The sequence below is a fragment of the Paenibacillus dokdonensis genome (genome assembly GCF_004916975.1).
GTDB lineage: Bacteria > Bacillota > Bacilli > Paenibacillales > Paenibacillaceae > Paenibacillus_AQ > Paenibacillus_AQ dokdonensis.
Genome location: NZ_STGQ01000001.1, coordinates 825,487 through 838,024 on the forward strand (window position 1 = coordinate 825,487; position 12,538 = coordinate 838,024).

Here is a 12,538-nt window from a genome sequence, read left to right on the forward strand (position 1 = left end):
AAAGGGGAAGATCATGAGAGCAACCAGTCAACCGCGCAAGAGATCATCTTTTCGCTTACGTGAAAATATGCAGCTGTACTTGATAATGCTTCCCGTTCTACTTCATATTTTTATTTTCAGTTATATTCCGATGTACGGAATTGTCATCGCATTTCAGAATTATTACCCGGGAAAACCTTTTATCTCTTTTCATGAAAGCGTTAACTGGGTCGGATTCCAGCACTTCATCGATTTTTTTAACGGACCTTATTTTGGCAGATTGATGCGCAATACATTTTTACTCAGCTTTTATTTTCTGGTGTTCGGGTTTTGGGTGCCGATTTTGTTTGCTCTTTTGCTTAATGAATTGAAGAGCGGCATTTTCAAAAAGTATGTGCAGACGGCAAGCTATCTGCCTCATTTTATTTCCAACGTCGTTGTTGCGGGCATGGTGTTGTCTTTTATTAATACGGACGGCATCGTAAATGCCATCGTCAAGCTGTTCGGCGGAACAGCGGTGGCGTTAAATACGGAACCGGGTTATTTTCCGGCGATCTATACCATTACGAGCATATGGAAAGCATTTGGCTGGAGCAGTATTTTGTATTTGGCATCGATGTCATCCGTCGACCCGCACTTATATGAAGCAGCCAAAATGGACGGAGCGAATCGCTTCAAACAAATGCTCCATATTACGCTGCCATCCATACGTCCGACGATCTTCATCCTGCTTATATTCGCCATCGGCAATCTGCTTTCGGCGAACAGCGAGTTTATTTTATTGATTTATAACCCGATGGTGTATGAAACCGCGGATGTCATAGGCACCTATCTGTACCGCGACGGTCTGCTTGGCGGGAATTTCAGCTCGGGAACGGCAGTCGGATTGTTTATATCACTCATCAATTTCACACTGCTGTATATTGCAAATACGCTAAGCCGCAAATATTCAGACTATGCCTTGTGGTAAGGGGGAATATGATGGCCTCGGTCAGGAGAAATCCGAACAAGATCAAGCAAGGCTCAGTGGCGGTCGATATTATTCTGTATGCGATCGCACTCGTCATCTGCTTAATCACGCTGTATCCTTTTTATTTCGTTGTGATCATGTCGATCAGCTCGCCTTCGGAAGTAGCGGCCATGAACGTTTTTTGGTATCCGAAAGGTTTATTCTTCGATTCCTATGAATTGATCATAAGGGACTCGAAAATGTGGTGGGCGTACTCCAATACATTGATTTATGTTGTGGCTGGTACGATATTAAACTGCTTTACGGCCGTATTGGGCGCCTATCCGCTAACCGTGCGCAATCTCAAGGGGCGAAAATGGGTGATCGCCTTTCTGCTGATCCCCATGTACTTCGGGGGCGGATTAATCCCCTCCTATCTGCTTGTGAACAAGCTTGGGATGTATAACACCATGTTCGCAGTCATTATCCCCGGGATGGTCAGCATCTGGAACATCATCCTCGTCAGAACGTTCTTCACGACAATTCCGGATGGGCTGAAGGAATCCGCTTTTATCGACGGCGCATCCCACTGGCAGCTGCTGTTCAAAGTCATCCTTCCCATTTCCAAGCCGATTCTTGCCGTCATTGCGATCTATTCGATTGTTGGCATCTGGAACAGCTGGTTCGATGCGCTAGTTTATTTGCCGAACGAGAAACTTCATCCGCTGCAAATGTATTTATACCGGGTCGTCGTCCAGCAATCGGTAGATTTAAAGATGTTATCGCTGGAGGATACAAAGAATGCGGTGGCCAACATGCTGTCAAACATTCAACTGAAATATGCCATTATCGTTTTTACGACATTACCCGTTATTTTCACCTATCCATTCTTTCAAAAGTATTTCATCAAGGGAGCGCTTCTCGGTTCGTTAAAAGAATAAAGATATTCTCATTTCGAGGGGGAAACTAGAAATATGAAGCGATGGAAAAGAACAATCGTATCCGCTATGGCGGCAGTTCTCGTGATCGGTGTTGTCGCTGCATGTAACAACAGCAGCGGCGAGAGTACAAAGAAGGAAAGCGGCGACTCCGCCTCATCCGGGCAGCAGAACGGCAAGCTTCGGCTGCTTGGCCCCGCGGGTTCGAACAAGTACATCAAATTCGATGACAGAGCAAAGTACCCTGTTTGGGGTGAAGTCGACAAGCTGCTCAGTGATGCCGGGCTGCAGCTCGATTACGAGCTGGTACCGAGCGAGCAATACAGTGTCGTTATCAAAACCAGAATGGCTTCCGGGACCAACCTTCCCGATATCGTGAATATTTCCGCGCTGGATAATACGACGGTACTGAATCTCGCGAAGCAGGGGGTGCTTCTTGACCTGAAGCCCCTGATCGAGAAGTACAGCAACGGCAATATTAAAAAAATGTATGACGTAGAATTCCCTTATGCCAAGAAGTCAACAACATCCCCTGACGGCAAAATGTACTGGTTCAGCGATCTTCATAAAAAAACATACCAGGGAAAAGATCCGGCGCCTGTTTCTCTAACCATGCTGATCCGCAAAGACTGGCTTGAAAAGTTGAATCTTCCGGTTCCCGCCACAGCTGAAGAATATCTGCAAACATTAAAGGCGGTGCGGGATAAGGATGCCAACGGGAACGGGAAGAAAGACGAAGTGCTGGTGTATGATCCAAGTAAATTCGATGGAGCCATTGCCCAATGGTTCGGGCTGGGCACAGACATCACAGCTGTGGATGTGGAGAGCAAAAAAGTGGTGTCTCCTTGGTATCAGGATGGAATCAAGGATTACTTCCGGTATTTGCAGCAGCTGGTGAAAGAAGGGATTCTCGACACGAGTCTCATTGGCGGAACAGCCGAACAAAAACAACAAAAAATGACCGAAAATCAGGTTACCTCCTTGAGCGATTATAATCTTGAAACATACCAGGAGCCGACCATCCAGGGAGGCGGGGAATATCTGCCGCTCATGCCGCTCAAAGCGGTTGATGGCATCACCCCGGCAGCACAGCTGGAACCGCCGTTTCTCGTATGGCAGAAGTACGCCATTACCAAAGACGCCAAGAATGTGGAGGCGGCCATTAAGTTTTTTGACACGATCTACTCGGATAAATACGCCGATTTTCTGTATTGGGGAATCGAAGGACAAACATACAAAAAGGATGATAATGGTGCAAACGTATATATCAACAACAAATCAGACGAAGATTTGGCGAAAATAGGCCAAACCCCCGGAGTCAAGCTGTTTGGGGATACGGTTTTTCCTCGAGTTCAATTTGCCAATCTTGAGTTTGAACTGTCCAGCGTACCAAAATACAAAGCCGATAACGAATTAAGTATTTTGAAATACAAGCCGTATTTTGTCAATATGAACGGCAACTATTTGGCAATTCCGGATGATAAGCAGCTGGAGACAAAGACCAAAATTCTGACCAATCTGTCCACCTATTCCACGGAGCTAGCCACCAAACTGGCTCTGGGTCAAAAATCACTTGATCATTGGGATGAGTATATCGCTGAAATGAAAAGGTTGGACTGGACCAGTTGATTGAAATCGATCAGCAATTGTTTGACAGATACAACAGCATCCAGTAATTTGATTCCAAGCAGGAATATGTATTGGGAAAGTGGCAGTCTCCGCTTCAGATGCCGGATGATCTGCCATTTTCCTCCTTTTGCTTCATGATACTATGGGATCGAATCCGAAGGAGGGGACGGCTTTTGCGTAACAGGAGCTTCGGTAGCGGTACGTTTCGAAAAATCTTTTTGTCTTATACCGCGATATTAATCATCCCCATCATTGTGTTCAGCGTCTTAAACGTACAGCGAAACATCATGGAGGAGAAGCAGCAGCTGTACGAAAAACATGCTCTGGATGCTAAACGGATTGCGGATATCGTGGACAACAAATTAAATGAGCTTAAAAATTTAGGTAAAGTGCTGAGCAGCGAACCTTGGGTTAATAAACTGATGCAAAATACGAACGTATACGATGAGGAATTTGATTTATTAAAGATGCTTGAAATCAGAAAGAGTTTGGAAAATGATGTGAGTTCGCTGAATATCCTCTCCTTCGGAACGATTATTTTTCCCGAAAAGCAGCAGGTCCTGTCTTCATTGGGCACCTATCCGGAAAGTGACTTCTTTTCCACAATAGCCGTCTTCGACGCGGATACCCGACAAATGATCGAAAGCTCCCTTCAGGAACAGCAGTATTTTAAAATCATGCCACTGGTGACCATGAAGCTTTGGGGCGGCAGCAAGCGCGTGATTCCCGTACTTCAAAGCCTGGAGGTCGTCAATCACCCGCGTGCGGTTTTGGTTCTTTTTATTGATAGCGCTTACTTTTCTGAATATATCGGCCGTTTCGGAAGTATCAAATCCAAGGATATCATCATTTCCGCTCACGGTTCCACCCTTTACAAGCAAACGCGGAACGCGGCTGAAGGGCTTCTTGATGATCGGCGAAGCTACGAGCTTGTTCTGCCGTCTCAGGCCAGCGATCTGCAATACAGGATTTCCTATTTCGATTCCAGTGTCATTGGGATCAACAATCTATTCGGTTCTCTTCTCGCTATTATGATTTCTATTGCCGTTGGCATGTGCTCGGCTTTCTTGTTGGCCAAAGTCAGCTATCGTCCTCTCGGCACCTTGCTGAACAAGCTGTCTGGTTCGGTTCGGTACGAGGATGCCAAACCGGGTCTTGTCTTTGGTTCAGAATACAATTATATCGAAAATTCGTTCGACCGGCTGCTGCATGAAAACCGGAAGCTGCAACAATCCATGCAGGACTACGAAAGCGCTGCTAAGGCGAACTTGTTTCACCGCTTGCTTAAAGGATATTTTACGGACGATCAAGACATGAACGGACTGAAAAAATTCGGAATCCGCTATACCGAGGATATGCATTATGGCACGATGCTTGTCAGCTTTCACGTCATTCGTGATTTTTCTGATTTCGAGAAAATCCGGAAGATCGAAATGATGACGATCGTGATTGTTGAAAAGGTGATGAGCCGTTACCGACTGGATTATGAGCTGTTCGAGGTGACCAATGCGGACAAAGCCTTGATTATGTCTTCCGAAAACACATTTGGAGACGATGGAATGATGGAGCGAATTGCTTCCGAAATTGCGACGGAAATTGAACAGACCTGCGGATTTCAACCCGATGTCTTGCATGGAACGGTAGAAAAGGGGCTTGTCGGTATCAGCAAATCGTATTATGCAGCGAATGAAGGTCTGCAGTATACCTTATTTTCACGAGAGCATCTTCAGGGTTTGCAAGAGGAATCGATCCAGGCAGGAGTGGATTATTATTATCCGACGGATTGGGAGGTTCAGCTGATCAATAACTTGAAGATCGGGAATCTCGACATGTCCATGCAAATCCTCCACGAAATAAGCACGGAGAACAGGAAACGGCAGCTGCCCGATGCCTGCACGGTCAAACTGGTGTCTCTATTAATGGAGACGATGCTGAGGGTGCTGCACGAGTTGAATCTTGATACGGGCATCTACGCCAGACAATTCAAGAGCAGGGCTATGGCGGCGATCATCGAAGAGATGTGGAGCTACGTATTTGAAGTAGGCACATTAATATGCGAGCGAAACCGGTATTCTAACACATCATCAACCATTGCCGTTGGCGGCCAATTGCTGCTCTACGTGAATCAAAACTATACATGCGCGGACATATCGTTAAAACATTTGGCGGAAATGTTTCAAATGTCGGTATCCAATATTTCCAAAATATTCAAAGAGGTGACAGGCATCAACTTCTACGACTATTTATGCCGGCTGCGCATGGAAATGGCCAAAGAATTGCTGAGAGAGAAAACATGCGCCATGAATGAAATTGCCCGCCGGGTAGGATACCAAAATCTTTATTCTTTCAAGCGGGCATTTATCCGATATGAAGGAATTAAGCCAGACGAATATGTAGGTCTCGCGATTTGAAATTACATTTGCAAAATCCGATCATCTGATAGATTATAATGAAAATAGCATTGAATCAGAGAAAGGGATCAGAACATTGACATTACAGCAACTGAAATACGTGATCGAGGTCGCCAACCGCGGATCTATGAATGAAGCAGCCAAAAGGCTATTCATATCCCAACCGAGTCTTTCGAATGCAATCAAGGATCTGGAGGAAGAAATCCGTATCCAGATTTTCGAGCGTACCAATAAAGGTATTTCTCTTTCCAAGGAAGGAGCGGAGTTTCTGGGGTATGCCCGGCAGGTGATTGAGCAGGCGGAGCTGCTGGAGAGCCGCTACTTGAACGCCAAGCCCTCGCCGCAGCATTTTTCCGTATCGACCCAGCATTATGCTTTTGCCGTCAATGCCTTTGTGAACCTGGTGGGAGAGTATGGTCAGGATGAGTATGAACTGGCCCTGCGAGAGACCAAAACTCATGAAATTATCCAGGATGTCAAAAGCCAGCGGAGCGAAATTGGCATCTTATACCTGAATGAGTTCAACAGCAAGGTGATAAACAGACTTCTAAAGGATGCGAATTTGAAATTTACGAGTCTGTTCACTGCGAAACCGCATATTTTTATCAGTATCCATAATCCTCTCGCCAAGCAATCCGTCGTAACCATCGATCAGCTTCAGGATTATCCCTATTTGTCCTTTGAGCAGGGAGAGTTTAATTCGTTTCATTTCTCAGAGGAAATTTTGAGCACCCTTTCACATCCCAAAAGCATTCGTGTCAATGATCGGGCTACACTTTTTAATCTGCTGATCGGACTAAATGGCTATACGATTTCTACAGGAGTTCTGAGTGCCGATCTAAATGGCAATGAGATTATCCCCGTTCCTCTGGACATCGAAGAAACCATCAATGTCGGCTGGATTTGTCATCAAAATGCGGCCTTGTCCAAACTGGGGTCAGCCTATATCGAGGCGCTTCATGACGCGATTTCCGAGTAAAGGATGTTGTGTGCCGTTAATGAAAGAGGAGATTAGAATGTCCTAATCTCCTTTTTGCAATGGTCAGAAGTACCACAACTACTAAACCTTAATTATCAATCTTTTTGATAAAACTACAACATTTTGTATACGACAAACTTGGGCCGCCCCGCCGGGAGTGGCCTTCATTGGGTAAAAACCGAATATATTGTCTCCTTCCTGCCCAAAAGTTGATCGTATACTGTGCCTAAAGCATTCAGCACTTTAATATAAGTAAGATTACGATACTAGTAGTAAAAAACATGAAAACCGCCACTGAAAACACTTCAGAAGGCGGTTTTTTTATAGGTTTTCTAGAAATACTGTCAGTTGATTTTGCCATAAAGCTGTGATTTGGATACACAAGGAACATAAACAAAAGAGAAATAGAGATAAAGGAAGCAATTGAATGACAAAACCGGATAAGTGATTGGTATTCAATCAAAGGTATCAAAAAAGCCCCGAATTCTGTATTACCCCTGCTTTACAGTTCGCCTGCTCAGGCGTATATTCAGTTCATTATTAACAATTTTAAAGGTACGTCTTTGAATTACGCTGAGTTTTCATTGTGAAAAGCGGGGGAACCACAACAGCATTGAACGATCATCCTGTCAGAGTATGGGATGATGTCACTGCAAGGGGTGAATCGGATCAGGTTTGTCTATGACATAACTGGTTTCGTAGGGCAACTCTCACTGCCCGAATCCGTCAGCTAACCTCGTAAGCGTTGCTATGAGAGAGGAGTGAAACTGTGAATTTTTAGACTTACAGCACAGGGTAACCGCTCTGTGTTTTTCTGTGCGCAAATTGAATTGATGTCTATTTCGCTGAATTTCCGCTGGATAGCGGAAAGCGGGGGAACCGGCCGTGATGATGTTATGAATATTGTCACATGGGGTGAATCTCATGCATTTGAGTAGGGCTACTCTTTTAAGTCCGAATCCGTCAGCTAACCTCGCAAGCGTTTAAAGAGAGGCAACCTGTATATATGCATTTTTGAACAAGGCTTTTTTAGTCTTGCCCAAAGAAGCATTGAAGAGAGGTCCTCTTTTCGATGCTTCTTTTTTTGTTGTTTTTTATCTTTCTGAAGGAAGGCATTATGTACATCTTGCTAGGTAGAGAGGAGAAGGAAGTTGCCCAACATCCAAGTGAACGGAACAACATTATATTATGAGACACATGGCAGCGGCGTGCCTATCGTCTTTATTCATGGACATCTTTCGACTCACCATATGTTTGAGCCGCAGGTCGAATATTTCAGCAAAAGAGCTAAAGTCATTGTGCTGGATTTAAGAGGCTATGGAAATTCCGGGAAATTAAATGTGGAAGTTGAGGACATTATAGATACCCAGTGTAAAGATTTATCTGAACTGCTCGAAAAGCTTAATATCCCTAAGATTACCCTGGTAGGCTGCTCGAGCGGCAGTCTGCTTGTGCAAAAATTTGCAGCTTCCCACCCGGATAGAGTTAACGCGCTTGTTCTGGTGGACAGCTATTTTTATGGCCCTTATGGTCCTTTTGGGACAAAAAACGGTATTTGGAAAATTATCGAAGCATGCAGCTGGTTGTCTTATTATCTTCCCGCCGAATTTTTCCTCCGTTCGCTGCGGGTGACGTATAATCGTTGGGTACCTGCGTACAGCATATTAAGGGATGAACTGTTCCACAAGCGGCCGACGGAATCGATCAAACAGCGGATGGCATTGCTGAAAATCGACATCGATTCGAATTCATCCCGGTTGAGGATGCCCATTTTATGCGTAGCCGGAAGACAGAGCGAATGGTTTGTCAATCAGATGAACAAGGCGGCGGAGAGATTCGCCTGTGCGCAGAAGGCTGTCATAGAGGATGCGATTTATCCGAGCCATCTGTGTCAACCTCAGCAATTCAACCGAGTGTTGCTTGATTTTTTGATCGACCAGCGCATTTTCAGGGTGGAAAAGCAGCTGATCTGAATTTAGGGTGCAGGTGAAATGGAATGAACAAGGAATACAGACAATTAAAGTCGCTGCTGGGTATGCTGGATCGGGAAGAACGCTGGTTTACGTTGGCGGAGATCGAAAGGGAGCTGGGCGTATCCGGCAAATCCATCAAGAAAATCGTGGAGGAGGCCGCTCCGCTGCTCCCCGGGTCCATGCATGTGGAGGTGTCGAGAGGGAGAGGGATCAGTTTTCACCGCGACAGGCATGGAGCGACCGTCCGTGAAGTCCTGGCGGCGCTTTTCAGGGAAACGTCCTATTTCCGCCTGATGCAGCTTGTTCTTGCGCATAACGGGAAGAGGTCCGCCGAAGAAATGGCTGAAGCCCTTTTCATGAGCTTCTCGTCCTTTAAAAAGTGGATCATACATCTCAATCGGGACGATCTTCGTCCTTTTCACCTGCGAATGACGTATTCCTCGCCCACCCTTAAAGGAAGCGAGATTCATGTCCGGTATTTTTTATGGAAGTTATTTACCGAGGCCTACCCGGCAGAGGGCTGGCCATTTCCCGGTATGGACGAACGGCAGCTGGACGGCTGGGTGACGGAGATCGAGCAGGAGAGCGGCATGATCTACTTTTTGAATTCCAAGCGCAATTTATCTTTTTTGCTGGCCATTGTACTGGAAAGGGTACGGGGCGGGCATGGCGTCTCATTGAACGGCGGAAGCTACGCATGGGAGAATAATGTATTTTACGGGCCGATCAATCGGTTCGCCGAAAAACTGATGCGGCGTTACCAAGTTGAGCTAACCTGCGATGAGATTTACTTTCTGCAGTCGATGTTCAGCCTCAGCCAATATCACGAGCGGGACGGGATTCATCTTAAAGACGGGGAAAAGCGGATCACGGAAGAGGAGAGCCGCATGGCCGAGCAGCTTATTCCGTTGTTGTCTAAAGCGTTTCCCACATTAAATGCAGGCCCGCGTTTTCGGGCGGAAATCCATGAATTTATCGACAAGCTGCGGATTGACCATGCCATTCCCGAATTAATGGCCGTCTCCCACAGCCATCTGACCGATTACATCCTGAAGGAAGAACAGCCCATTTTTAAAACCGTTTCGGATTGTATGCACAGCTGGCAGAAGCAGTTCCCCGCCATGTCATGCAACGATTACCACTTGACCAAACTTGCGTTTATTATCAGCTCGAGCCTCCGGTATAAGAGCAAGAAGGCTTTCCTCATCGTCGGTGAAGAATTTTCGGTACGGCATTACGTCGCGAATCTGATCAAGAGGGAAATCGGCGATGATCTGACGATCGAGACCTCGATTCTGCACGGATTAACCGACGAGATCGTTGCGCAGCATCAAATTGATTTCATTATCAGCACGATCCCCGTTTCCTTGACCCGCATTCCGACGGTCATTATTTCAACGATTCCAACGAAAAGAGATCTGGAAAATATCCGACTGGAGCTGCTTAGCTGAGCAGCTTGGTCCTTTTTCTTCCGTTTGCAACGGCGGTAATTGGACTAGTTTCCTCGCCCGGCTCCTTTTAAGATGAATATTGTAAGCGATTACGATTCGCAGACAGTCATCTTGAAGGGGGAAACACAACATGAGTATTCATATGGAAGCCAAGTCCGGTGACATCGCGGAACGGGTTCTGCTGCCAGGCGATCCGCTTCGCGCCAAATTCGTTGCCGAGCATTTCTTGGAGAATGCCCGCTGCTATAACGAGGTTAGGGGAATGTACGGTTATACCGGGTTATATAAAGGAGTTTCCGTTTCGGTGCAGGGGACAGGGATGGGCAATCCTTCGATGAGCATTTACGTTACGGAGCTGATCCGTGATTACGGCGCGAAGAAGCTTATCCGGATCGGTACCTGCGGAGCCATGCAGAAGGAGCTGCAAATCCGGGACATCGTTCTCGCCCAGGCGGTTTCCTCGGACAGCAACATGACGGAGAAAATATTTATGGGCTGCAATTACGCGCCTTCAGCCGATTTTGGCATGCTGATGAAGGCCTACCAGCAGGCAAAGACCACCAGCGCCAACGTATTCGTAGGCAATGTCTACAATTCCGACGAGTTCTACAGGGAAACCATGGCAAGGCTGCATAAATTCATGGAGTTCGGTGTACTGGCCGTGGAAATGGAAAGTACGGCGCTGTATACCCTGGCTGCAAAGTATGGGGTTAAAGCGTTGTCGATTCTAACGGTGGGGAGCCAGCTGCTGACGAACGAGCGGTCCGCACATAAAGACAGCGAGCAGTCGTTTAATCAAATGGCTGAGATCGCGCTGGACACCATTATTGCGGAGGCGTAAGGTTCAAACTCAAAAGAATTGTGATTATATTCACGTGTGCGGAGGGGGAGCAACATGAAGTATGTGATCGCTTTGCTTGGACTGGCCGTCGTATTGGCGTTTGCCTGGATGGCCAGCTCTGATAAGAAAAATATTAAATTCCGCCCTATCCTCGTGATGATTATCCTACAGATCGTGCTGGGGTTGGTTCTTCTCAAGACAAATGTCGGCGAATTTCTGGTAAGGGGGTTTGCGGACGGATTCGCTAAAATTCTGGATTTTGCGAATGCGGGTACAGAGTTCGTGTTTGGTGGCATTGTGAATGAAGGCATTCATTCGTTTTTCTTCCATGTGCTGATGCCGATCGTATTCATGTCGGTGCTCATCGGGATATTGCAGCATTACAAAATTCTGCCGTTCATCATCAAATACATCGGCCTCGCACTGAGCAAGGTCAACGGCATGGGCAAGCTGGAATCCTACAATGCGGTAGCCTCGGCGATTTTGGGGCAAAACGAGGTGTTCATCTCCATCAAAAAGCAGATCGGGCTGCTGCCGCGTGAACGCCTTTATACGCTGTGCGCTTCGGCGATGTCCACGGTGTCGATGTCCATTGTCGGCTCGTACATGACGATGCTGAAACCGGAATACGTCGTGGCTGCGCTTGTACTGAACCTGTTCGGGGGCTTCATTATTTCTTCCATCATTAATCCGTACCGGGTCCAGCCGGAAGAGGATATTCTGGAAGTACAGGAAGAGACCAGACAGACCTTCTTCGAAATGCTTGGCGAATACATCATGGACGGCTTTAAAGTGGTCGTCATCGTTGGCGTCATGCTGGTCGGCTTTGTCGGCTTGATTGCCATGATCAACGGTATTTTCAGTGGCATTTTCGGCATTTCATTTCAAAATTTGCTGGGCTATGTATTGGCACCATTCGCATTTCTGATGGGAGTTCCCTGGCATGAAGCGATCAAAGCGGGAAGCATTATGGCTACCAAAATTGTGGCCAATGAGTTTGTAGCCATGCTTGATTTCGTGAAAATCCAAGGGGATTTCAGCGAGCGCACCAAAGCGATCGTTTCGGTGTTCCTGATTTCCTTCGCGAACTTCGGTTCCATTGGAACGATTGTCGGAGCTGTTAAAGGCCTTCATGAGAAGCAGGGTAATGTGGTGGCGGGGTTTGGTCTGAAGCTGCTGTACGGTGCGGCCCTGGTCAGCTTTTTGTCGGCAACCATTATCAGCATTGTATTTTAAAATGATCATTTTTTTCATAGGACAGAACAAAAAAACCAGGATTGCTGATCATCAGCAGCCTGGTTTTTATATGTGTATTTACTCATCATTTGACATTATTCGTATGCCTATTTCTGGACCCACGATAAAAATATAATACTACAGCGGAAAGA

At 46.4% G+C, this 12,538-nt stretch carries 9 protein-coding genes and 2 riboswitches; all 9 genes read left to right on the top strand.

Going from position 1 to position 12,538, the window contains the following annotated elements; translation table 11 throughout:
• Positions 1 to 13: 13 nt before the first annotated feature.
• The 9 genes from E6W40_RS03810 to E6W40_RS03850 all read left to right on the top strand — a co-directional run bounded on the left by E6W40_RS03810 (position 14) and on the right by E6W40_RS03850 (position 12,386).
• Positions 14 to 949: an ABC transporter permease gene (locus E6W40_RS03810; RefSeq protein ID WP_136604266.1), complete on the top strand. Its 936-nt coding sequence runs from the start codon at positions 14 to 16 to the stop codon at positions 947 to 949.
• 8 nt (positions 950 to 957) lie between these two features.
• Positions 958 to 1,869 (top strand): carbohydrate ABC transporter permease, encoded by a 912-nt coding sequence (locus tag E6W40_RS03815; RefSeq protein WP_244864522.1) that lies wholly within the window; start codon positions 958 to 960, stop codon positions 1,867 to 1,869.
• A 33-nt stretch (positions 1,870 to 1,902) separates the two neighbouring features.
• Positions 1,903 to 3,495, top strand: coding sequence for an extracellular solute-binding protein (locus E6W40_RS03820; protein WP_246072848.1), 1,593 nt, complete (start codon positions 1,903 to 1,905; stop codon positions 3,493 to 3,495).
• Positions 3,496 to 3,668: 173 nt separating this feature from the next.
• A complete protein-coding gene (locus E6W40_RS03825) occupies positions 3,669 to 5,906 on the top strand; it encodes an AraC family transcriptional regulator (protein WP_136604268.1) in 2,238 nt (745 codons plus the stop codon).
• 76 nt (positions 5,907 to 5,982) lie between these two features.
• Positions 5,983 to 6,885: a LysR family transcriptional regulator gene (locus tag E6W40_RS03830; RefSeq protein WP_136604269.1), complete on the top strand. Its 903-nt coding sequence runs from the start codon at positions 5,983 to 5,985 to the stop codon at positions 6,883 to 6,885.
• A gap of 561 nt (positions 6,886 to 7,446) precedes the next feature.
• A riboswitch (cyclic di-AMP (ydaO/yuaA leader) is annotated at positions 7,447 to 7,645 on the top strand.
• 73 nt (positions 7,646 to 7,718) lie between these two features.
• Positions 7,719 to 7,883, top strand: a riboswitch (cyclic di-AMP (ydaO/yuaA leader).
• Positions 7,884 to 8,036: 153 nt separating this feature from the next.
• Positions 8,037 to 8,858 carry an alpha/beta fold hydrolase gene (locus E6W40_RS03835; RefSeq protein WP_136604270.1) on the top strand — a complete coding sequence of 274 codons (822 nt, stop codon included), beginning with the start codon at positions 8,037 to 8,039 and terminating at the stop codon, positions 8,856 to 8,858.
• 23 nt (positions 8,859 to 8,881) lie between these two features.
• On the top strand, positions 8,882 to 10,309 hold the full coding sequence (locus E6W40_RS03840; RefSeq protein WP_136604271.1) for an AcpB/EbpR/MafR family transcriptional regulator: 1,428 nt from the start codon (positions 8,882 to 8,884) through the stop codon (positions 10,307 to 10,309).
• 130 nt (positions 10,310 to 10,439) lie between these two features.
• Positions 10,440 to 11,150 (top strand): purine-nucleoside phosphorylase, encoded by a 711-nt coding sequence (deoD, locus tag E6W40_RS03845; RefSeq protein WP_136604272.1) that lies wholly within the window; start codon positions 10,440 to 10,442, stop codon positions 11,148 to 11,150.
• 54 nt (positions 11,151 to 11,204) lie between these two features.
• Positions 11,205 to 12,386, top strand: coding sequence for a NupC/NupG family nucleoside CNT transporter (locus E6W40_RS03850; protein ID WP_136604273.1), 1,182 nt, complete (start codon positions 11,205 to 11,207; stop codon positions 12,384 to 12,386).
• The last annotated feature ends 152 nt before the right edge of the window (positions 12,387 to 12,538 follow it).